The following is a 22,137-nucleotide window of genomic DNA, read 5'->3' on the forward strand; positions in this document are numbered from 1 at the left end:
TCATGATCCGCTCTGACATTCTGCGCGATATCGCACCTGTGATCCGGGATCATCTGGTCGTCTGCAACATCGGCCTTCCCAGCCAGGAATTGCACTTGATAGATGATCAACCCACAAACTTTTACATGTTAGGAACAATGGGGCTGTCGTCTTCCATCGGTCTTGGCGTTGCCTTGGCTCAGGATAAAAAGGTCATTTCGATTGATGGGGATGGGTCGGTTCTGACGAACTTTGGCACATTGCCAACAATTGCTAACAATGTCGCTCACAATTTCATCCTGCTGATCATCGACAACGGCAGCTATGGCTCGACCGGGGATCAGCCGACCTACGCTGGCAAGAAAACGTCGCTGACTGCTGTCGCGCTTGCGTGTGGATGCGAACAGGTCGTTGAATGCAAAGCAGAGGACACAAAGAAAGCTCTTGAAGATGCGCTTGCCTCAAACAAGATGACGATCATTGTCAGTAAATGCGAAAGCGGCAACATCAAGGTTCCCGTGATCACCATGGACCCGGTCGTTATCCGTGATCGTTTCATGAAACAGGTTAAATCGTAAATCTTGTCATGATCCGCCAAGTTCAAATCATAATCTCAACGCAAACGTCGCGCTGAGATTTATCAGGAAACATGGTATGTTTGCATCAAACGAAATTCACTCGAGTTCTGATGCGCGCAGGCTTGCCCGGAAACGGCTGCCATGGATGGTTTTTGACTACATCGACGGCGCAGCCGGAGAAGAATATGGTGAAGCCCTGAACAGACAGGTGCTTCGCGACTTGCGCTTGCAGCCGCGCATTCTGAACAACGTTGAAAAAAGGGATCTTAGCGTCCCGGTATTTGGTCACGATGCAAAGCGGCCGTTTGGCATCAGCCCTATGGGGATGTGCAACTTATCAACCCCAGGTGCTGATCTGATGCTGGCCCGTTTGGCGGCGACGCATCATGTTCCATTTGGCGTTTCTACAGTTGCGTCAACGCCGATGGAACAGATGATTGAAGTCGCGGAAGGACACGCTTGGTTTCAGCTCTACTTCAGTGGTGATGGAAGCGGAACACAAACGCTGGTCGACCGGGCGCGGGCTGCCGGGTTCAAAACCTTGGTATTGACGCTTGATGTGCCAGAGGTTGGCCGCAGACCACGCGAATTGCGCCGTGGCTTCAAAATGCCCTTCCGGCTCGGGCCGCAACAATTTGTCGACTTTGCGCTGCATCCGACATGGTCCCTTTCAACACTGCTTAAAGGCCGGCCAGAGCTTGCCAATTTCGGCGGGGAACATGCAACATTTGACAGAACCGAAAGCCGTGCACGGGCAGATTGGGGTTATCTCGCGAAGCTTAGAGATCAATGGAAAGGCAATCTTGTCGTCAAAGGTGTTTTAAATGTTGAGGACGCAGTACAGCTAAAGAAAATCGGGATTAACGCGGTTCAGGTTTCCAGCCACGGGGGGCGCCAGCTTGATAGCGCGCCGCCTGCTATTCTTGCCTTACGCAAGATACGAGAGGCGGTTGGCGAGGGATTTCCTTTGTTTTACGATTCAGGCCTTCGGTCTGGTGAAGACGTCGTCAAAGCATATGCCATGGGTGCTGATTTCGTCTTTTTTGGCCGGCCCTTGCTTTTCGCGATGGCGACCCGCAGAGAGAAAGGCCTGAATCAGCTATGGGATGTCCTGTCTCAGGAAACGAGCCTCACACTCGCGCAGCTTGGACTGACGACTATGCCATCTCTTGAACCTAATCAGCTTCCGCGAGAACACTGTTTGGCTGACACCTAAGCTGTTCAGTCTGTTTCGCCGGTTTCTGCAATGCCAAAATTCCATTTATGAATCCACATCCTACGTAAGCGGCCATTCTGCGAAAAAAAGGCATGATTCGTTGCAGGCTGTTGAGACGCTGATTCCAGTTAAAATTGAGGATTTTCTATTGTTTACTATTCGTAAACACAGAATATTAGGTTTGTTAACACATCACGTGTATGTCCTAATTTAACCAAACCACGGCCATTGATTTAGGCTTCAGATCGCTTTTTTGGGGTATTGATTTCTGAAAAACCTACCAACCAAACGGCTGCGCCACCTAAGTTTTGGTGGCGAATTAATACATTAAAAACTTTAAGTTAGATAAAAAATCAATGCCGTCTCAAACCGAGTATCTTGCTTCGAGAATCGCTTGTATAAAACTTGTGGCGGGTACGGACATTCCCGCGTAGCGTGCAGAACCGTGCCGACAACCCCTTGCCGCTATTGTGGCGATCCACTGCCCCAAGTCATACAAGCGCGCCACAGTCCCGCCATATATCCGCCTTATTCAGATGCAATAAATAATCATTAACTTTTCACTTGGGCGGGCACCCTACGGCATCTAGGAGGTTCCGATGCTGCGTAAATCTTTAGTCTCACTTACCCTTGCAGGCTTCATGTCTGTTGGCGCAACCACAGCTTTTGGCGAAATTCATGTCGTAACGATCTACGACAACCACTTTATGCCGCCACTTGTTTATGCAAACCCCGGCGACACAATTCGTTTTCTAAATGACGACACAGTCGCACGCACAGCACTTGCTAAAGACGAGAGCTGGAGCACCGATTCACTGGCACCTTCGGGTTCTTTCGATGTGCAAGTAGCTTCAGGCATGGATCTGACTTTCGAAAGTGCAGATACGACAACATATGAAGACGGCGAAATAGCAAATCCTGAAGGCGCTGTTACATTCGATCCGGCACCCGTAGACTGAGCAGTCTATCCCTACGCGTGCTGTCGAGGATTCTTCCCCGACTAGGCAAAGCTGCATCTCAGGATGTGGCTTTGTTTATTTATACAGCGGTTCGATAAGCTCCGGCCCGCTTGACTGGTTGGAATTCACCAGCGTTGCAACCCGGTAAGCTTCAAAGACATCGTTTGACGCGGGTTGCATCAATTTCGCTGCACCCTTTCCGCTTTCTCCCAGCCACAAAGCCCATTGAGAAGGTTGCAACGTAACCGGCATTCGATGATGTATCTTTGACATCTCTTCGTTTGCTTCTGTGGTCACAATTGCGCAACTTGCGACGGGCGCTTCCCCCTTTTCCCAGGTTTGCCAAACACCAGCAAACACAACTGGTGAACCATCTTTTGAGTGTATGTACCAAGGCAGGCGCTTTCCATCTGCAGTCTTTGTCCATTCATAGAAACCTGTCGCCGGGATAAGACAGCGCCGTGAGCGGCACGCCTCGCGAAACGCTGGCTTTTCAGCAATTGTTTCTGCCCGCGCGTTGATCAGCAATGGCCCGTCATTCGGGCTTTTACACCAATATGGAATAAAGCCCCATCGCATCGAAACCAGCCTGCGCCCTTCGGCATTTGTGACGGCACTGATCTGCGTTGTTGGGCAGACGTTGAAATTTGGAACGTCAGGCAGATCATTCGAGGGAACGGCGTCAAAAATCTGCGCCATAGCATCGGTTGGCAGGGTATTGGCAAAACGTCCGCACATCGCATGACTTTAGCAGCCATATCGTCGGTAAAAAAGGCGCATGTTGTAGCAGGCGGCGTTCTCGTTTTCCCGCTGTTCAGCGCTTTGAAATACGACCATCGGTATAGGGACGGTATGGCCCCTGCGACGTAAGGTACTCGGCCGTAACATCTGCCAGATCTGGGCCATAGTCATAGGCGTTCATACCGTCGGTCGAGAATATTTTGTAGCCATCCCCGCCGCCTCGTACATAGTTGTTTGTGACGACTCCGTAAATTTTCGCCGGGTCCAGCGGAACCCAAGCGTCCCCCTCTGCAATCATCACCTCGACAACACGCCCCTCTCCAGTTGCTACCGAAGAATCCCAAATGAACTTCATCCCTGCAACCTGTGGAAAGCGCCCTGCCCCTTCTTCAACCTGACTTACTCCATTTTCAAGCGCCGCCAGGATACCCGCACCTGAAAGCTGAAATGTTGAAAGTGTGTTCTGGAATGGCAGCACCGTCAACACTTCACCCATTGTTACCTCGCCCGCGTCGATGGAGGCGCGAAGCCCGCCGGAATTTGCAATCGCGATCGAAACACCCTGATCTTTCACACGCGCCAACATTGCGTCGGCGACAAGGTTGCCCATCTCGCATTCCTGTGCACGGCAAACATCGCGGTCACCGTTTATTGGTGCTGCTGTTTCTGCGACGACACGCTGGCGAATTTCATCCAGAGGCTTCGCAAGCTCCGCAATTCTGTCGGTCGTTGCGTTATCTTCAGCAACCGAGCCATCCATAACAAGCGGCTCACCCACGGCTTCTGTAACTTCGCCGGCATCGTTAAAGGTAACATTTAGTTCACCCAAAAATTTCCCGTACGCATAGGCCTGAACAATTGCAGTGCTCCCAACCATTGTCGGATAAGGGCCTGTGGCGCGTTCGTTGGTATTGCTGAGCAACGTGTTGGAGTGGCCCCCAACAATCACGTCCACACCCGTGGTTTCCGCCGCAACCCGTTGATCAACGACATAACCCGAATGGGACAGCACAATGATTTTGTTAACACCCTCGTCTTCCAACCGGTCAACTTCTGACTGAACTGCGTCAACAGGGTCTGTGAACACTATGTTTGGACCGGGACTCGCCAGTTCATCTGTGTCCTGAGGGGTCAACCCGATCAGCCCTAGTTTTTCGCCACCGCGTTCTATAACGACTGATTTTTGCAAAGTTCCTGACAGTAAAGCTTCCCTCGAATAATTCGCGTTTGACATCAATATCGGGAAATCTATTGAGTCCATGAACCCACGCAGTACTTCGGGGCCATCATCAAACTCGTGGTTACCCACGGTCATCGCGTCGTAGCCCAGTTTATTCATCATTTCTGCGGCAAGGGCGCCCTTGTAATACGTGTAAAACAACGTGCCCTGAAACTGGTCACCACCGTCCACAAGGATCGCATTGTTACTTCGGGTCCGGGCCTCGGTAATCGCGGTAACAAGGCGTGCGGTCCCACCAAAGCATTCACCAGCTGCGTTATCTTCGGCGGAACAACCGGAGTCATATTTTGAAATAGGTTCAAACCGTGCGTGAAAATCATTGGTATGCAAAATGGTGAGCGAATAATCAGCGCTTGCCGTTCCAGCCATAAGCGTAAAAGCAAAAGATGCGGTCAGGAATCGATCTGTCATTTCATACCCCATTTTGTTGGACCTGATCAGATTGCCGACAACAAGCGCAGGAGTCAAAGTTTGAACGCATGTGGAGTCTTCAATTCCAATCACGTCCGGTGCTGCAATTGCTTGACCTATCGGCGGGCTTTCGGCATGTCAGCCACATGTTAATTTTTAAGATTTTTCGCGCGAGTGAATGGGATGAGTTCGAACGCGCTGGCCGGACTGCTGGTGCTCCGGTCGACCTTTCTGACGGCTACATCCATTTCTCCACGGGCACACAAGTCGTCGAAACAGCGGCAAAGCACTTCTCCAATACTGACGGCTTGATGCTGCTGGCATTTGAATCCGACGTCTTTGGCGACGATATGAAATGGGAACCGTCAAGGGGTGGGGCGTTGTTTCCGCACCTTTATCGCGCGTTGCAGTTATCCGAAATGCTTTGGGTAAAGCCACTGCCCTGCGATGGTAAAAGCCACATGTTTCCAGAAGGTGTACTATGAACCTAATTGAACGGATTGGGCTTGCGGCCTTGCATCGCTGTGATCCTGAAACCGCGCATTCCCTATCTATCAAAGCACTGCGGCTTGGCCTCGCACCGCTGCCCGGTGCTGTCACATCCTCGCGTCTTGCAACAACGCTTGCCGGTCTTAAATTGCCAAACCCAATTGGTCTTGCAGCAGGATATGACAAAAACGCCGAAGCGCTCGCGCCACTCAGCCGCGCAGGATTTGGGTTTATTGAAGTCGGGGCTGCAACACCCCATGCACAACCCGGCAACCCACGCCCACGGCTTTTTCGTCTGACCGAAGACCGGGCAGCTATCAACCGGTTTGGCTTTAATAATGAAGGGATGGAGGCCATCGGGCGACGCCTTGCCTTACGCCCCAAAAACAGCGTTGCCGGCATTAATCTGGGTGCAAACAAAGACAGCGAAGATCGCGCTGAAGATTTCGCCCGGGTTCTCGAACATTGTGGCCCATATGTAGATTTTGCGACCGTCAATGTTTCTTCGCCCAACACAGAAAAACTGCGGGACCTTCAAGGCTCTGAAGCGCTGGCCGGTCTTCTTGCCGGCGTTATGACAGCCCGAAAAGCCCTGCCCCGTTCCATCCCTATTTTTCTGAAAATCGCACCGGATCTTTCTGATAGTGAACTGTCAGAGATTGCCAAGGTTGCACTCGCCTCTGGTCTTGATGCAATCATCGCCACCAACACAACGCTATCTCGGGAAGGTTTAACAAGCGCAGCCAGTGTGGAGGCAGGCGGTCTTTCGGGTGCCCCACTGTTTGAAAAATCCACCCGCGTTTTGGCAAAGCTCTCTGAAATCACGGCTGGGAAACTGCCGCTTATTGGTGTCGGTGGCGTCTCGAGCCCAGAACAGGCTTATGCAAAAATCCGTGCTGGGGCGTCTGCCATACAGCTTTACACAGCGATGGTTTACAAAGGTCTGTCGCTTGGGGCTGATATTGCCCGCGGGCTTGATCAGCTTCTGGAACGAGATGGATTTGAAAATGTTGCTGACGCCGTCGGCACCGCAAAAGAGGATTGGTTATGATTGAAATATGGCATAATCCACGCTGTTCAAAATCGCGTCAAACGCTTGCACTGCTTGAGGAAAATGGCATTGAGCCGAAAGTACGGCTCTATCTCAACGACACGCCTTCAGCCGAAGAAATCCGGTCTGTGCTGACACTTTTAAGTGCAAAACCCGCAGATATCATGCGTACGAAAGATGCGCTATTCAAAGAACTTGAGCTGAAGGTTGATGCCTCTGACGCTATTCTGATCGATGCAATGACCAAACACGCGGCCCTGATTGAACGCCCTATTGTTATTGTGAACAACAAAGCCGCCATGGGTCGTCCGCCAGAATCTGTTCTGGATATTCTTTAGGCTGCTTCCTGTTCCAGCGCAGGGTAACGCAATGCAAGCGTGACACCACGCGCAACAAAACTGATCAAGAGTGATATCCACAGCCCGTGGTTTCCAAACGTCGGCAACAGAACCGCCAGTGAAATCAGGTAAACCACCGCGCTGATTGCCATCATGTTGCGCATATCCTTTGTACGCGTTGCACCAATAAAGATTCCGTCAAACATCCAGGCTGCTATGCCCAGCGCAGGTGCCGCGATCATGTATCCAAGATAGGTGCGCGCAGCTTCACGCACTTCTGGCGCGGTGGTCATTATGTCAATGATTTTCCCGCCATAAAGCATGAAAGCCAGCGTCAGCAACACAACCCAAATTGCGCTCCAGAAACTCGATATCAAGGCTGCACGTCGCAGGCGCAGCCGATTCCGCGCGCCAAGCGCCTGCCCGACCAGTGCTTCGGCAGCAAATGCAAAACCATCTAGCGCATAGGCGGTAATTTCAAGAAATTGCAATAAAATCTGATTTGCCGCCAGCTCAACATCGCCGAAATCCGATCCCAGAAACAGGAAAGAGACAAACATCGCCTGAAGAAGCAGCGAACGGATCAGAATATCAATGTTCACAAGCAGCATGCGTTTCAGCCGCCGGGTGTTGAACACATTGTCAAACCTTCGCCATGCGTCACCGGCAAAACCGTCGCGACACAGCCAAAGCCCGAGGCCCAGACCGCTCCATTCCGCAAGGAACGTTGCAAAGGCAACACCCTCCACCCCCCAATCGAGGCCCAAAACAAACCACAGATCAAGCACGATGTTGAGCAGGTTCATCCAAAGCTGAAGCACCAGAACGCCCCGCGTACGTTCCTGCGCAATCAACCACCCCGTAATACCATAAAGCGCAATTGCGGCCGGGGCGGAATAGACGCGGATGCGCATGTAACTTCGTGCCATGCCCTCGACCTCTGCCGAGGCGGGCGAGAGATGAAATGCTGCCCAGAACAACGGCAATTGCATCAGGATGACGCAGAAACCAGCGGCTCCACCAATCATCAGCGCGCGCGACAGCATTGCCTGAACTTCGTCTGAATCTCCCGAGCCCAAGGCTTGCCCGGTCAATCCAACCGTCCCCATCCGCAGAAAACCAAAAATCCAATACAGCGCAGTCAGGATGATCGCACCAATCCCAACGGCCCCGATAGGTGCCGCCAGTCCGATCTGTCCAACAACCCCTGTATCGACAGCACCCAATATCGGCACCGTTGCGTTTGACAGCACGATTGGAAGCGCGATGTTCAGCACCCGCCTGTGTGTCAGATGGACGGTTTCAGCCATTGCGGTTGGGCATCAGAAAATGCCCAGTTGCCTGCGCAAAAAGACGCGAACGGTTGTCTTGCCAGGCTTCGACATGCACGCTTGCATATCGACGGCCAGACCGGTTCACGCGCGCACGCGCATAAGCATCGCGTGGCAGGCCGCTGCGTAGGTAATCGACTGTAAAGTCAATCGTTTTAGGCAGGCGCGGATAGTTTCCTGCCACCATCTCTGCCGCGGAAACCTCGCCGCTTTCGATTTCATTCCAAAGCACTGACCAACTTAGCTCGATAATCGCAGTGACTTCCAGGAACGCTGCTGTCACTCCTCCATGAATCGCCGGAAGAAACGGGTTGCCTATGAGTTTCTGATCGAAAGGCAGTACCGCCGTAAGTTCATCCCCGCGGCGGTCAAAGCCAATACCAAGAAACCCGATGTAAGGAACACCGTCTGCCAACGCCTTCAACGCAGCATCACGGCGTTGTTTTACGATCTGAACGGGTTCGGGTTGCTTTGTCATTCTCGATCCCCCTGTTCTGGTTTCCCGGCTTCTATCGTGAAGGCACCTGTGGCGCTGGCAACCGGACGTTCTGTATCTTCGTCAAACGCAGTGGCGCGCACAAAGGCAACGCTCCTTGTTACGTGGTAACAATCTGCCCGTGCAGTTATGCGCTGCCCCGGGGTTGCAGGGCGCATATAGTCTATCCTGAGATCGATGGTTGCTGTTGCAGCGGGTGAAGACGGGTGGCTCATCACTGCGGCGCCGCAGCAGGTATCCATTAATGCCGATACAGCACCGCCATGTATGACGCCTGTTGCCGGATCTCCTACAAAGCGGATGTCATATTCCATCGCGATTTCAGCAATCCCATTACCGATCCCGGTGACGACCATCCCTAACGCGCGTGAATGCGGTATCGCTTCTATGAACTGCCGGGCAAGTTTTGCGTTAATCTCTGACATATGCAGATACCTTTTCGTGATCTACACGAGTTATTAGGTGTCACGCTCAGCCCCGCAACCCCTAACTGTCCGCTTTAAGCATCGCGCCACCCAATGCACCAGAATTCCACAATAGGCATGATTGATCTCTGAACTCTAAGCTCGTAAGTTTCAACCGAAGAGAGAGAAGTAGATAAAATGGCTGACGCCAGCGAAAACGCTGAACTGACCTTTAAAGAGATGTGTGCACGTTTTGACGTAACGCCACGCACATTACGATATTATGAATATATCGAACTTCTTCAGCCTAGAAAGGTGGAGCGCAGCCGGTTCTACTCTGCAAGGGAATGCGCAAGGATGGTGCTGATCCTGCGTGGCCGCCGCTTTGGCTTTAGCCTTGAAGAAATTCGCCAGTGGCTTTTGATTTACGAAAAAGATGGAACACAGGCGCAGCTTAATGCCTGGGTTGAACTTGCCGACCGCCAGCTAGAAGCCTTACACCAACAAAAAAATGAACTGGCGGACACCATTTCCGATCTTCAGAAATTGCGTGACGAAACCGAGAGTTCGCTGACCTGAATTGCTTGTTAAGCGTGACGTTCCGTTACAACCAAAAGTGACGTGACGTTACATTTACGTTAACGTCAATCAGGCTGTTATCCTGTAAAATAAGTTGATCGCGCGACTCGGCTTGTAAAGGAAATCGCAATGTTGAACGAGGAAATGACAATTCGTCAGATGTGCGAAGCGTTTGATGTTACGCCTCGTACGCTTCGGTTTTACGAGGCAAAAGAACTATTGTCCCCAATTCGACAGGGACAAAAGCGCCTTTATACCAAACGGGACAGAGCGCGTCTCAAGCTGATCCTGCGTGGTAAGCGCTTTGGTTTCAGTCTGGAAGAAATCCGTCAGCTTTTGGATCTCTACAGCATGGAAGACCAGAATTTAATGCAATTGCGCAGTGTTTACCAGGCCGCTCAGGACCGTCTGAACGATATGATTGGCCAGCGAACAGAACTGGATGAGGCAATTCATGACCTTCAAGACCAGTTGAAATGGGGCGAGCAGGTGCTCGCTTCTATGACGAAACCAGAATAGACGAGCAAGGAATTACAGGATGCCGAGCTACACCGCCCCCACAAAAGATATGCAGTTTTTACTACATGACCTACTGAATGTTTCTGGGTCCGCTGTCCCGGGATACGGCGAGCTTGAGGCTGTTTTCACCAATGCCGTGCTTGAAGAAGCCGGAAAAATTGCCTCGGATGTTCTTGCCCCTCTGAACGCTGTCGGTGATCAGGAAGGTTGTCGTCTCGAAAATGGTGTTGTCTACACACCAAAAGGATTCAAGGACGCCTTTCAGCAAATGAAAGACGGTGGCTGGACAGCCTTGGATTGTGACCCTGAGTACGGCGGGCAAGGTATGCCCTACATTCTGGGAACTGCTGTTGGCGAAATCTTTGTGTCTGCAAACATGGCCTTCAACATGTATCAGGGGCTGACTCATGGGGCCTACTCCGCGATCCACGCCCATGGGACTGACGCTCAGAAATCAACTTACCTGCCAAAAATGGTGTCCTGCGAATGGACCGGTACCATGAACCTGACGGAGCCACATTGCGGCACAGACCTTGGCTTGATGCGCACAAAGGCAGAGCCACAGGGCGACCGCACTTACAAGATTTCCGGCCAGAAAATATTCATCTCGGCCGGTGATCACGACCTGTCCGACAACATCATCCATCTGGTCCTGGCAAAAATTGCTGGCGGTCCGGAAGGCATCAAAGGAGTTTCGCTTTTTATCGTGCCTAAGTTCCTTGTGAATGAAGATGGCAGCCTTGGTGCGCGCAACGGTGTTTCGGTCGGTAATATAGAGCGCAAAATGGGCATCCATGGCAATTCGACCTGCGTGATGAACTACGACGAGGCGACGGGCTACCTGCTGGGCGAAGAGCACAAAGGTATGCGCGCCATGTTCACAATGATGAACGAAGCGCGGCTTGGTGTCGGCTTGCAGGGCTACGCTCAAGCGGAAGCGGCTTATCAAAACGCTCTTGAATATGCCAAAGACCGCCTGCAGGGACGCGATGTAACCGGTTCAAAAAATCCGGATGGCCCGGCTGATCCGCTGATTGTTCATCCTGACATCCGCCGCAATCTGATGGATCAGAAATCATTTGTAGAAGGCGCACGCGCATTTGTGTTGTGGGGTGCAAGTCTGATTGATCTGGGCCACAAGCTTGACGACAAAGCTGCTGAAGGTCTTGTCAGCCTGATGACCCCTGTCATCAAGGGATTTCTGACGGACAAAGGGTTTGAGATGGCCGTACAGGCCCAGCAAGTCTTTGGGGGGCATGGTTACATCGAAGAACACGGCATGAGCCAATTTGCCCGCGACGCGCGCATCACCCAGATTTACGAAGGTGCAAACGGTGTCCAAGCGCTTGATCTTGTTGGTCGAAAACTTTCACAAGACGGTGGCAAACATGTTATGGCCTTCTTTGACATGATTAAAAGCTTCATCAAAGAAAACGAAAACAATGAGGCTTTGAAAAAGGACTTTCTTGATCCGCTGAAAACCGCATCAAAAGATTTGCAGGCGGCAGGAATGTTCTTCATGCAAAACGGCATGAAAAACCCGAATGAAGCGCTCGCCGGATCCTATGACTTCATGCATCTCTTTGGTCATACGTGCCTTGGTTTCATGTGGGCGCGAATGAGCAAGGCCGCGATGGAGGCCCTTGAAGGCGGCGCTGAAGACGCCAATTTCTATGAGACGAAAATAAAAACTGGGCGCTACTACATGGCGCGCGCTTTGCCAGCCACGGGGATGCATCTGGCGCGCATTCAATCGGGTGCCGAAACCGTTATGGCGCTTGACGCTGACGCCTTCTAAGATTGGGGTAGAGGCCTGTGTGTTCCACGCATGGGTCGGGCCATCCCTAAAGGAGAATGAGATGCCAAAACGCCTGCGCCTGACCCGCCGATTTCCTGTTGCGATGACTGAAGATGGCTATCGCCGCCTGAAACGATTTGCCCGTGAGGCTGGGCTGGATGAAGGCGAGGCTCTCTCGTTCCTCTTTGAAAATTTCGACAGTGTGATGGACGCTGACAACCTAACGCACCGCTTGCGTCTGTTTAACTCTGAACTCGAAGCGCGAAAACGCTGATCCAAAATACGCTCGGAAGGAGCAAAAGATGATAAAACTCTACTGTTTTGGTGAAAGCGGTAATGCCTATAAGGCAGCGCTGACCTTGGAGCTCTCGGGATTGGAATGGGAGCCGGTTTATGTCGATTTCTTTAACGGCGAAGCTCGCACCCCCGAATTTCGCGAACTCAATGATATGGGTGAAGTCCCGGTCATGGTTGACGGTGATCTGACACTCTCGCAATCTGGCATGATACAGGATTACGTCAGTTCAAAATCCGGCAAACTGGGTGGCCGTTCTGCCAATCAACGTCGTGAAATCCTGCGTTGGGTTTTGTGGGACAATCACAAGCTGTCTTCGCAAGCGGGCACAACCCGGTTTTTGATGAATTTCTTACCGGAAGAAAAACGCCCGGTTGAAGCAATCGCCTTTCTTCAAGCCCGCCTGAAAGCCGCCTATGCCACGTTGAACGCGGCACTAGAGGGGCGCAGCTGGCTGGTCGGCGACAGTGTTACAATCGCTGACCTCGCGTGCTGTGGTTATCTCTTTTACCCAGAACCCTTCGGCTTTGACCGCGCCGATTGGCCAAATATTGACGCCTGGCTTGACCGCATCGCGGCCCTGCCCGGCTGGAAACACCCCTATGACCTGATGCCCGGTTCCCCTGCGGATCGCGCTTAAGAAAGGAAGACTATGTCTGAAGCCTACATCTATGACGCTGTGCGTTCCCCTCGCGGCAAGGGCCGCAAAGATGGCAGCCTGCACGAGGTAACTTCTGTAAGCCTCTCTGCCCAAATTCTGAACGCAATCAAGGACCGCAATAACCTTGATACAACGTCTATCGAAGACGTGATCTGGGGCAATGTTACCCAAGTGGGCGAACAGGGCGGCTGTTTGGCGCGTTCTGCGGTTCTGGCGTCAGACTTTGACGAACAGGTTCCAGGCCTTGCGATCAACCGCTTCTGCGCATCAGGTATGGAAGCTGTGAACTTGGCCGCAAACCAGATCAAAGGTGGCGCAGGCCAAGCCTATGTCGCGGGTGGGGTCGAAATGATGGGCCGGGTGCCAATGGGCAGTGACGGTGCAGCTATTGCTGTCGACCCATCGCTCGCGATGAAGACCTACTTTGTGCCTCAGGGCATATCAGCCGATATTATCGCGACCGAATACGGGTTTTCGCGCGATGACGCTGACGCCCTTGCAGTTCAATCCCAAAATCGCGCTGACGTGGCATGGAAAGATCATCGATTTGACAAGTCTATTGTCACCATCAAGGACCAGAATGGCCTCAAGATTCTGGATCACGATGAATACATGCGTCCCGGTACAGACATGCAGACGCTCGGTGCCCTTAACCCAGCCTTTCAGGCAATGGGCGAGGTGATGCCCGGTTTTGATAAAGTCGCGCTGCTGAAGTACCCCCATCTAGAAAAGATCAAACATATTCACCACGCTGGTAATTCGTCTGGTATCGTCGATGGCTCGGCCGCTGTTCTGATCGGCAGCAAGGAGTTTGGCGAAGCGCACGGCCTGAAACCCCGCGCCCGCATTCGCGCGACGGCAAAGATCGGGACTGACCCAACCATCATGCTGACCGGCCCGGTGCCGGTGACAGAAAAGATTTTGCGCGATCATGGGATGGCGATCTCTGACATTGACCTGTTTGAGGTGAACGAGGCTTTCGCCTCTGTCGTACTGCGCTTTATGCAGGCGTTCGATGTGGATCAAAGCAAGGTCAACGTAAACGGCGGCGCCATCGCCATGGGCCATCCACTCGGTGCGACAGGCGCAATTATCATCGGCACTTTGCTGGATGAAATGGAGCGGTCTGACAAAGAAATCGGCCTTGCGACCCTTTGTATCGCGTCCGGCATGGGTGCAGCCACAATCATCGAGCGCGTGTAGCAAACGTTTCGCATTTTCACGCGCGATTTCGCGCAAACAAGAATGACGACCCCACTAAGGGAGACGAAAAGATGACCGATTTTACTTATTCCGTTGACGCAGACGGTGTTGCCACCATTACGTGGGACACGGTTGGCAAATCCATGAACGTGATGAACCAGCAGGGTTTTCTAGACCTTGAAGTGCATATTGATACGGCTTTGGCTGATGATGCTGTTAAAGGCGTGATCATCACATCTGGTAAAGAAGGCAGCTTTGCAGGTGGAATGGACCTCAACATCATCGCCAAGATGAAAGAGAGCGAAGGTGACAACCCAGCGAAGGGCCTGTTTGAAGGTGTAATGGGAATGCACGCAATCCTGCGTAAGATCGAACGCGCCGGCATGGACCCCAAAACCCTGAAAGGTGGCAAACCAATTGTCGCTGCCCTGCCCGGCACAGCGCTTGGTATTGGTCTTGAAATTCCACTGGCCTGTCACCGAATTATTGCGGCGGACAATCAGAAAGCAAAGATCGGCCTGCCCGAGATTATGGTTGGTATTTTCCCGGGTGCTGGTGGCACGATGCGTCTTACACGCAAACTTGGCGCGATGGGGGCCTCGCCTCTTTTGCTTGAAGGTAAGCTGAATGACCCGATGAAAGCCAAGGCTGCTGGCGTTGTGGACGAGGTCGTCCCTGCCGACCAATTGCTTGAACGGGCGAAGGAATGGGTTCTGAACGCCAAAGATGCGGACATCGTGAAACCCTGGGACGCGAAGGGATACAAAATGCCCGGTGGCGCGCCCTATCACCCTGCTGGTTTCATGACCTTTGTTGGTGCATCGGCCATGGTACACGGTAAAACGATGGGTGTTTACCCTGCGGCAAAATCCCTGCTTTCTGCGGTATACGAAGGGTCGATGGTGCCATTTGATACAGCGCTCAAGATTGAGGCCCGCTGGTTCACAAATGTGCTTATGAACCCAAGTTCAAGCGCGATGATCCGAAGCCTTTTCATCAACAAAGAGGCGCTTGAAAAGGGCGCGAACCGCCCTGCTGTTGCTGACGAAAAAGTCAGCAAAGTCGGCGTGATTGGCGCGGGTATGATGGGCGCAGGCATCGCGCTTGTCTCGGCACTTGCCGGGATCAAAGTTGTTCTGATTGACGCTAAACAAGAGGCAGCGGACAAAGGTAAAGCCTACACGACTGCCTATATGGACAAGGGTATTGCCCGTAAAAAGGCAACCGAAGAAAAGAAAGAAGTCGTCCTTTCGCTGATCAACGCGACAACCGATTATAGCGCCCTAAAGGGCTGTGATCTGATCGTCGAGGCAGTGTTCGAGGATATCGGCGTTAAAGCAGAAGTTACTAAAAAGATTGAGGAAATCGTTGGAGAAGACACAATTTTTGCCACGAACACATCAACATTGCCGATCACAGATCTGGCCAAAGCGTCAAAACGCCCTGAACAATTTATCGGCATCCATTTCTTCAGCCCCGTCGACAAGATGTTGCTGGTGGAAATCATCAAAGGCAAAGCAACAGGCGACCGCGCAGTTGCCAAGGCGCTCGACTTTGTTCGGCAAATTCGCAAGACCCCCATCGTGGTCAACGATGCGCGGTTCTTCTACGCCAACCGCTGCATCATTCCTTACATCAACGAAGGTATTCGTCTGGTGACGGAAGGCGTTGCACCGGCATTGATTGAAAATGCGGCCAAAATGGTTGGGATGCCGCTTGGACCGCTTCAGCTTACCGACGAAACATCGATCGATCTGGGCGTGAAAATTGCTAAAGCAACCAAAGCAGCGATGGGTGCAGATTATCCAAATGACACCGTAGACGAAGTGCTTTTCTGGATGGCGGACGCGGGCCGGTTGGGGCGCAAGGCTAATGCAGGCTTTTTTGCCTATGACGACAAGGGCAAACGCACCGGTCTGTGGGAAGGTCTTGGTGAAAAATATTCGCTGTCAGACACGCAGCCAGACCTGACAGAAGTCCAGCACCGCCTGCTGTTCGCACAGGTGCTTGAGGCTGTTCGGGCGCTGGAAGAAGGCGTTCTGATGGACATTCGTGAAGGTGACGTTGGCGCGATCCTAGGTTGGGGGTTTGCCCCGTGGTCCGGCGGGCCATTCAGCTGGCTCGACATGATCGGAGCACCCCGCGCGGTAGAGATTTGCGAGTCACTCACAGCCTCTCACGGCGAAAGGTTCACGGCTCCCAAACTTTTGCACGACATGGCTGCAAAGAATGAAAGCTTTTATGAGCGTTTTGGCGCAAATCAAAAAGCAGCCTGAGAATGAATAGGGCCGGAGGTTTCTTCGGCCCTTTCAAAACGCGTATCCAAACCGCCTGATATCTTCACTGCAAAGAGTTTGAACCAACTCTGCATCTTGGTCAGAGTATACTGTTCGATAGTCTTGTTCCCTTTTAGATGCGTTGGTTTGGGGAAAAGGGCGCATCGCAAAGCCAAGGTGGCTTTCCAAGGGATTCAAGTCCTGCTCAAGGTGCTCCAACCGCACGAACAACGCACATCGTTCTACCCCATTCGCGTCCCGTACGTAGGAGCCGTAAGGCTCGCGCCTGATGCTGGATTTCGTTTCGGCGTGGTTTAAGAAATTCGAAAAATTATGGACTTTTGCCAGTGTAACCGCCGGGTGCTTGAAAGTCTGAACCCTTAGCCAGCGATAATAGCTGACCAATCTGTCCCAGGGGTTACGCACCATCGTAAAGATATAGAAATTTTCAACATCTTCCTGCGTTACCAGCCCGTAGATGCCTGCCAGCCGAGAGTGTTTCCAAAGTCGCCCTGAAGTAGGCACCCCTTTTACCCGATGACGCCGCTTTACCGCCTTTGGCGTATCCCCCAGCATGATGTCATCTTTCATCGCGCGCGTCTCAAGTGCCAGCGCCATAGAGGTGCCACCGGTCTTGGGGATATGGATAAATATATAGCGTCTACCGCGCGAAATAATCATGAATGAGTGCTAGCGAAATAAAAGAACAAAAGCTAGCGCGCGCGCAGCGCAATCACGGCACCCGAGATAATGATCATCGCAATTCCAACAAGACCCAATGTATCAAGAGTTTGCCCCCAAAGCAGCCAGCCCCATATTGCTGCGAAAATGAGCAGCGAATACTCAAATATCGCAACATAAGATGTCTCGCCTTTCTGATACCCCCAAGTGATTAGCCCAACGGCAAAAATTGACCCGATAGCCTGCACAAAGGTCCAGAACAGAAATCTGGGTGTTATTTCATCCCAGCCTCGTGTGACAAATGCCGCAGTTTCCGGCGCGTCGGCAACCGGGAAAAACGAAACAGCGACAAGCCCCAAAACGCCCCAAATGCCTAGAACAAGGAAGAAGCCCGCCAACAGTGTTAATGTGTTTTCCTGTGCGCATTTCTGCCGCGTGACCATCATACCCAGTGCGTATAGAGCACCCGCAGCAACCGGTATAAGTGTCGTGAAAGACCCTGTCGTCAGATCAGGGCGCAAAACCAAAAGAACACCGGAAAAGCCGATGGCCATCGCAACTATATGCCAAAAACCAATACGCATTTTCAGAAACAGAACCGAAAAAACCAGAACAAAAATCGGCGCCGTAAAGACGCCTGCTGCCGCCTGACTGACCGACAAAAACCCAAGACACCCAAAATAAATCAATAGCCCGGTTCCCGTCAGAAAACTGCGGACAGCAACCGGGCCTATTCGTTCGGGGCAGAGTGATTGCCTTTGAAACATTGCCAATATCCACAAGGCGGGTAGCGCCATCGACGTGCGGAGGGCATGGAACTGCCACAACCCTGCATCTTCCGCGATGACGGTTACATAATTGTCGATAATGCCGAGAACAGCCATAGCGACCAGAACTGCACCTGCCGCTTTCAATGTCTGTTGCTGTTCCATACTCACCCTTAAAAGATATCGTATAGAAACAGCTAACGAGGTCAGATTGCCCCGGCAACGCATTTTCAAACAGCAGCAAGAAAACTATTGGCAGAACCTCAATTGTCTGACATTTAAAGATTCGCGTTGTTACCCATTGCAAATTGCTGGAACGAGCGCATTACTAAGGCGAAAGCTAACTTGAGGGGGGAGACCATGGGTTGGATGCAAGACGAAAGTGGGCTGGGTAAGTGTGCGGCAAACTATGTGCCGCTGACACCGTTGTCACATCTCAGGCGCGCTGCGAAAGTCTTCTCTGACCGCGAGGCTGTCGTCTACGGTAACCGCCGCTTTAGCTATCGCGAATATTATGAGCGCGCGACACGGCTCGCCTCTGCTCTGCAAAAGCTGGGTGTAAAGCCCGGTGATGTGGTTGCCACACTGATCCCGAATTTACCTGCACAGGCCGAAGCTCATTTTGGCGTACCTGCTTGTGGGGCCATTCTTAACACGATCAACACCCGACTTGAGGTTGATACGGTTTCCTACATTTTCGATCATGGCGGCGCACGGGTTGTGCTGGTGGATCCTCAGTTCTTGTCGCTCGCCGTCTCGGCATGCGAAGCAATGGAAGGCCCGGCTCCTACAATCATCGAAATCGCAGATGAGCAAGCGGGCTTACCTGCTTCGGGCACCTACACAGAGTACGAAGATCTTCTTGCTTCCGGGGACCCGGACTTTGAATGGATCATGCCAGAGGATGAATGGGAAAGCCTTGCACTGAATTATACGTCTGGCACTACAGGGCGACCTAAAGGTGTCGTCTACCATCATCGTGGTGCTTACCTTATGACAATGGGTACCGTGATCAGTTGGAAAATGGTACTTTATCCCAGATACTTAACCATTGTACCCCTGTTTCATTGCAATGGCTGGAACCACACCTGGATGATGCCATTGGTGGGCGGCACTTTGGTCTGTTGCCGCGACGTATCAGCCAAGGCAATTTATGACGCTATAGCTGATGAAGGGGTCACGCATTTCGGCGGTGCCCCAATCGTACTGAATATGTTGGTCAATGCTAAAAACGATGAACGGCGCAGCTTTGATCACCTTGTGAATGTCTTTACAGCAGGTGCTCCTCCGGCCGCCGCCACGCTTTCAAAAATAGAACAACTCGGCTTTAGCGTTGTGCATGTCTACGGGCTGACAGAAACCTATGGCCACATAACAGAATGCCTTTGGAACCATGATTCCTGGGATAATCTTGATCAGGCAGAACAAGCAGCAATCAAGGCACGCCAGGGTGTCGCGATGCCGATGATGGAAGATATCACCGTGCTTGACCCGGAAACTGGACAAGTACCGATGGACGGCAAAACACAGGGAGAAATCGCTGTTCGCGGCAATTCAGTTATGAAGGGTTACCTGAAAAATCCCGAAGCTACAGAAGACTCCTTTACCGGCGGGTATTTCCGGTCCGGTGATATTGCGGTTCAACACCCGGACGGTTTTTTACAAATTGCTGATCGCGCCAAGGATATTATTATTTCTGGGGGTGAAAACATTTCGTCCGTCGAAGTTGAAGGCGCATTGATGCACCACCCCGCAGTTCTGCTTTGTGCAGTTGTCGCGAAACCCGACGAGAAATGGGGGGAAGTCCCCTGCGCCTTTATCGAATTGAAAGAAGGCACAGATGCAGATGAGGCAGAGATTATCGCATTCGCCCGGGAACGGCTCGCAGGGTTTAAAACCCCGAAGAAAGTGATTTTCAAAGAATTGCCCAAAACTTCTACTGGGAAGATTCAGAAATTTGAACTCAGGAACTCTGCTAAATCGCTCTGATCATTGTGAAACCGCGCACTCTGGAGTAGTCTGTTTCCTAGTAATCAAGCAGCAACAGGCAGGGCCCGTCCGGCATCATGACGGCGCTATCGAAATATGATCGATTGGAAAGCACTGGGCTTTGGCGCGCATCGCCAGAGCACCAAAAACGCGAGGTCGTCGTCTCTTTCGGGGATGCAACATTGGTGCTGTCGGACCAGAATGAAACAGCGCTTGCACATTGGTCGCTGCCCGCCGTTTCACGGCTAAATCCCGGAAAACGGCCTGCAATGTTCTCTCCGGATCCAGAAGCTATTGAAATTCTGGAACTGGACGACGAAACAATGATCCAGGCGATCGAAAAAATTCGCCGCGCGTTGTCACGAAACACGCCGCACCCGGGCCGGCTGCGACTGATCGCGTTGGGTGTCAGCATTGCGACCGTGTCGGCATTGGCGTTTTTATGGTTACCCGGTGCTTTGGTACGTCAAGCGGCAGCTGTTGTGCCTGACGTAAAACGTGCCGAAATTGGCCAACGCCTTCGGACGAATATTCGCCGACTGACTGGGGACACCTGTAGCTCTGAACTTGGCGATCAAGCGCTAAACAGACTGCGTGCGCGCCTGTTGCCAGAAGGTCGGAAGCTTGTCGTCGTCCGGTCTGGCGTTTCAGTGTCAGAACATCTGCCCGGTGGCTACATCCTGATGAACCGTGCGCTCGTGGAGGATCACGAAGATCCTGAGGTTGTTGCGGGCTACATACTGGCAGAAGCGCTTCGCAGCCAATTGGAAGATCCTTTGGAACGGCTGCTGAAAGCGACAGGCCCTATAACAAGCTTTCGCTTGTTAACGACCGGAAGCATTCCAAATGAAACTCTGGCAAACTACGCGGAAACATTTTTGACGATCCCGAAATCGAAGTTGCCGGATGAAGCCTTGCTTGCATTGTTTGAAGCGGCCGAACTTCGATCATCACCATATGCTTATGCAGTTGATGTATCGGGGGAAACCACGATTGGGCTGATTGAAGCAGACCCATTTCGCAGCAACACATCGCGACCAGTCCTGAGCGATGGAGACTGGATAAGTTTGCAGAACATCTGCGAAGAATAGGACTGTCGCCGAACGTGAACTAAGCAGAAATTCAGAAACCTAACGTCTTGGAAACGCGTTTTTGAAACCAATTGATTGCGCGCGCTGCAATGCTGCGTTTAAGGCAGATCTTTCCTGAAAAGGTCCTGCAAGAACCACGCGTAACGTCTGGCCATCGCGCTGCGTTCTGCCAATCCGCGCGGGCAACCCTGAACTTTGCAAACGTGAGGCAGCGCTCTGAGCATCTTGTGCGGTCACAAAACGGCCAACTTGTACGTATCGATATGCCCGCCCCTCGGTGCTTTGCGTTGTTGTCGACGCGGGTTGTGTTTGCACTCTGCGGGTCGACGCATGCAAAACCGATGCATCTGCTGTCACGATGTTCGACGCTCTGCGTGTAACGACAGTTTGCCCGGTTGTCGATGTCGGGTTAACAAGCCTTCGCGGAACAGTGTTTGTCCAAACCCGCTCCATCTGCGCTTGCCCCAACTCTGTTCCAACCCCTCTGAGTGGGTTCAGACGGTCATCTTCCCAAACCGCCTGATACCCTCGAGGAATACTGATACTCCGAGGCACCTGATTTACCGCCGCGTTGGCTTGGACCGATGTTGGCGTTGCTTCCCGAACCGGAACGACCTGAACAACTTGGCGTTGTCGCACAGCCTGTACGCGTCTGGTCGGTGTCGCCGTAGCAACAGGTGTGGATGTTGTCGTCTGCGCTCTTGTCTCTACTGATCTTGCAGGGGTGGTCGCTTGCGCGGCAGGCGTACGCCGCGCCAATGTTGGGGTTTGGCCGCAAATAACTTGTCTGCCACGCGTTACACGCGGCACCCAGTTAACGCCGTCCCCAACCCCGGCGCGCACGAAAACACAACCTTTGCTATCTACATACTGCCGACCTTGGTAGCTGGCAGGCGGGTACTCCGCCGGCCCATTTGAATCACGTAAAGACTGTGCTTCAGCACTTACGCCAAAAAAGGTCGAAAAAACGACCGCTACAAAGAGAACAAAATATGCCTGCATGTGTGCCCCACAAGATATTGTGGAAGGATGCCGCACAATGCAT

The 22,137-nt window shown here is 52.3% G+C and carries 23 protein-coding genes; 15 read left to right on the forward strand and 8 right to left on the reverse strand.

The window, feature by feature from the left end; all coding sequences use genetic code 11:
* Positions 1-2 precede the first annotated feature (2 nt).
* From comE to J4E70_RS09040, 3 genes are all read left to right on the forward strand, one after another.
* A complete protein-coding gene (comE, locus tag J4E70_RS09030; protein ID WP_213888778.1) occupies positions 3-557 on the forward strand; it encodes a sulfopyruvate decarboxylase subunit beta in 555 nt (184 codons plus the stop codon).
* Between the two features lie 76 nt (positions 558-633).
* A complete protein-coding gene (locus tag J4E70_RS09035) occupies positions 634-1,773 on the forward strand; it encodes an alpha-hydroxy acid oxidase (protein ID WP_213888779.1) in 1,140 nt (379 codons plus the stop codon).
* 599 nt (positions 1,774-2,372) lie between these two features.
* Positions 2,373-2,732 (forward strand): cupredoxin domain-containing protein, encoded by a 360-nt coding sequence (locus J4E70_RS09040; RefSeq protein WP_213888780.1) that lies wholly within the window; start codon positions 2,373-2,375, stop codon positions 2,730-2,732.
* A 75-nt stretch (positions 2,733-2,807) separates the two neighbouring features.
* Here J4E70_RS09040 and J4E70_RS09045 read toward each other — a convergent pair whose 3' ends face one another.
* Entirely contained in the window at positions 2,808-3,470 is a 663-nt protein-coding gene (locus J4E70_RS09045; protein WP_213888781.1) for an SOS response-associated peptidase, read from the reverse strand.
* Between the two features lie 76 nt (positions 3,471-3,546).
* Positions 3,547-5,124 (reverse strand): bifunctional metallophosphatase/5'-nucleotidase, encoded by a 1,578-nt coding sequence (locus J4E70_RS09050; RefSeq protein ID WP_213888782.1) that lies wholly within the window; start codon positions 5,122-5,124, stop codon positions 3,547-3,549.
* Between the two features lie 146 nt (positions 5,125-5,270).
* Here J4E70_RS09050 and J4E70_RS09055 point away from each other — a divergent pair, with 146 nt between their 5' ends.
* Genes J4E70_RS09055 through arsC form a run of 3 tightly spaced genes read left to right on the forward strand, consistent with a single transcriptional unit; the run spans position 5,271 to position 7,002 of the window.
* Positions 5,271-5,609, forward strand: a complete 339-nt coding sequence (locus J4E70_RS09055) for a DUF952 domain-containing protein (RefSeq protein ID WP_213889085.1) — start codon at positions 5,271-5,273, stop codon at positions 5,607-5,609.
* Positions 5,606-6,664 carry a quinone-dependent dihydroorotate dehydrogenase gene (locus J4E70_RS09060; RefSeq protein WP_213888783.1) on the forward strand — a complete coding sequence of 353 codons (1,059 nt, stop codon included), beginning with the start codon at positions 5,606-5,608 and terminating at the stop codon, positions 6,662-6,664. Before J4E70_RS09055 ends, J4E70_RS09060 begins: the two co-directional genes overlap by 4 nt.
* Positions 6,661-7,002 carry an arsenate reductase (glutaredoxin) gene (arsC, locus tag J4E70_RS09065; protein WP_213888784.1) on the forward strand — a complete coding sequence of 114 codons (342 nt, stop codon included), beginning with the start codon at positions 6,661-6,663 and terminating at the stop codon, positions 7,000-7,002. Before J4E70_RS09060 ends, arsC begins: the two co-directional genes overlap by 4 nt.
* Here arsC and J4E70_RS09070 read toward each other — a convergent pair.
* From J4E70_RS09070 to J4E70_RS09080, 3 genes are read right to left on the reverse strand one after another with little or no spacing between them, the layout of a single operon-like run.
* Complete coding sequence (locus J4E70_RS09070; protein ID WP_213888785.1) at positions 6,999-8,312, reverse strand: MATE family efflux transporter; 1,314 nt, start codon at positions 8,310-8,312, stop codon at positions 6,999-7,001. The two genes, arsC and J4E70_RS09070, sit on opposite strands and share 4 nt — an antisense overlap.
* Complete coding sequence (locus J4E70_RS09075; RefSeq protein WP_213888786.1) at positions 8,305-8,811, reverse strand: PaaI family thioesterase; 507 nt, start codon at positions 8,809-8,811, stop codon at positions 8,305-8,307. The genes J4E70_RS09070 and J4E70_RS09075 overlap by 8 nt, the downstream gene beginning before the upstream one ends.
* Positions 8,808-9,254, reverse strand: a complete 447-nt coding sequence (locus tag J4E70_RS09080) for a PaaI family thioesterase (protein WP_213888787.1) — start codon at positions 9,252-9,254, stop codon at positions 8,808-8,810. The genes J4E70_RS09075 and J4E70_RS09080 overlap by 4 nt, the downstream gene beginning before the upstream one ends.
* Before the next feature lie 177 nt (positions 9,255-9,431).
* On the opposite strand from J4E70_RS09080, the gene J4E70_RS09085 reads away from it, so the two are divergent.
* The 7 genes from J4E70_RS09085 (at position 9,432) to J4E70_RS09115 (ending at position 16,564) form a co-directional block, all read left to right on the forward strand.
* Positions 9,432-9,812 carry a MerR family transcriptional regulator gene (locus tag J4E70_RS09085; protein WP_213888788.1) on the forward strand — a complete coding sequence of 127 codons (381 nt, stop codon included), beginning with the start codon at positions 9,432-9,434 and terminating at the stop codon, positions 9,810-9,812.
* A gap of 129 nt (positions 9,813-9,941) precedes the next feature.
* Positions 9,942-10,331, forward strand: coding sequence for a MerR family transcriptional regulator (locus J4E70_RS09090; protein WP_213888789.1), 390 nt, complete (start codon positions 9,942-9,944; stop codon positions 10,329-10,331).
* Positions 10,332-10,350: 19 nt separating this feature from the next.
* A complete protein-coding gene (locus J4E70_RS09095) occupies positions 10,351-12,129 on the forward strand; it encodes an acyl-CoA dehydrogenase C-terminal domain-containing protein (RefSeq protein WP_213888790.1) in 1,779 nt (592 codons plus the stop codon).
* A 61-nt stretch (positions 12,130-12,190) separates the two neighbouring features.
* Positions 12,191-12,403, forward strand: a complete 213-nt coding sequence (locus J4E70_RS09100) for a hypothetical protein (RefSeq protein ID WP_213888791.1) — start codon at positions 12,191-12,193, stop codon at positions 12,401-12,403.
* A 28-nt stretch (positions 12,404-12,431) separates the two neighbouring features.
* Positions 12,432-13,064 carry a glutathione S-transferase family protein gene (locus tag J4E70_RS09105; RefSeq protein ID WP_213888792.1) on the forward strand — a complete coding sequence of 211 codons (633 nt, stop codon included), beginning with the start codon at positions 12,432-12,434 and terminating at the stop codon, positions 13,062-13,064.
* A 12-nt stretch (positions 13,065-13,076) separates the two neighbouring features.
* Positions 13,077-14,288: an acetyl-CoA C-acetyltransferase gene (locus J4E70_RS09110; RefSeq protein WP_213888793.1), complete on the forward strand. Its 1,212-nt coding sequence runs from the start codon at positions 13,077-13,079 to the stop codon at positions 14,286-14,288.
* Between the two features lie 71 nt (positions 14,289-14,359).
* Positions 14,360-16,564 (forward strand): 3-hydroxyacyl-CoA dehydrogenase NAD-binding domain-containing protein, encoded by a 2,205-nt coding sequence (locus tag J4E70_RS09115; protein ID WP_213888794.1) that lies wholly within the window; start codon positions 14,360-14,362, stop codon positions 16,562-16,564.
* A gap of 33 nt (positions 16,565-16,597) precedes the next feature.
* Here J4E70_RS09115 and J4E70_RS09120 read toward each other — a convergent pair whose 3' ends face one another.
* A complete protein-coding gene (locus tag J4E70_RS09120; protein WP_213888795.1) occupies positions 16,598-17,245 on the reverse strand; it encodes a sulfotransferase family 2 domain-containing protein in 648 nt (215 codons plus the stop codon).
* 32 nt (positions 17,246-17,277) lie between these two features.
* Positions 17,278-18,177, reverse strand: a complete 900-nt coding sequence (locus J4E70_RS09125) for a DMT family transporter (protein ID WP_246531683.1) — start codon at positions 18,175-18,177, stop codon at positions 17,278-17,280.
* Between the two features lie 195 nt (positions 18,178-18,372).
* Here J4E70_RS09125 and J4E70_RS09130 point away from each other — a divergent pair, with 195 nt between their 5' ends.
* The gene (locus tag J4E70_RS09130; protein WP_213888797.1) at positions 18,373-20,001 is read left to right on the forward strand and encodes a long-chain-fatty-acid--CoA ligase; all 1,629 of its coding nucleotides are present in this window, start codon (positions 18,373-18,375) and stop codon (positions 19,999-20,001) included.
* A gap of 77 nt (positions 20,002-20,078) precedes the next feature.
* Positions 20,079-21,092 (forward strand): hypothetical protein, encoded by a 1,014-nt coding sequence (locus J4E70_RS09135; protein WP_213888798.1) that lies wholly within the window; start codon positions 20,079-20,081, stop codon positions 21,090-21,092.
* A 39-nt stretch (positions 21,093-21,131) separates the two neighbouring features.
* Here the strand turns inward: J4E70_RS09135 and J4E70_RS09140 are convergent, their stop codons facing one another.
* Positions 21,132-22,094 carry an SPOR domain-containing protein gene (locus tag J4E70_RS09140; RefSeq protein ID WP_213888799.1) on the reverse strand — a complete coding sequence of 321 codons (963 nt, stop codon included), beginning with the start codon at positions 22,092-22,094 and terminating at the stop codon, positions 21,132-21,134.
* Between the last annotated feature and the right edge of the window lie 43 nt (positions 22,095-22,137).

Origin of the sequence: Pseudohalocynthiibacter aestuariivivens, assembly GCF_018457175.1 — a bacterium.
Classification (GTDB): domain Bacteria; phylum Pseudomonadota; class Alphaproteobacteria; order Rhodobacterales; family Rhodobacteraceae; genus Pseudohalocynthiibacter; species Pseudohalocynthiibacter aestuariivivens.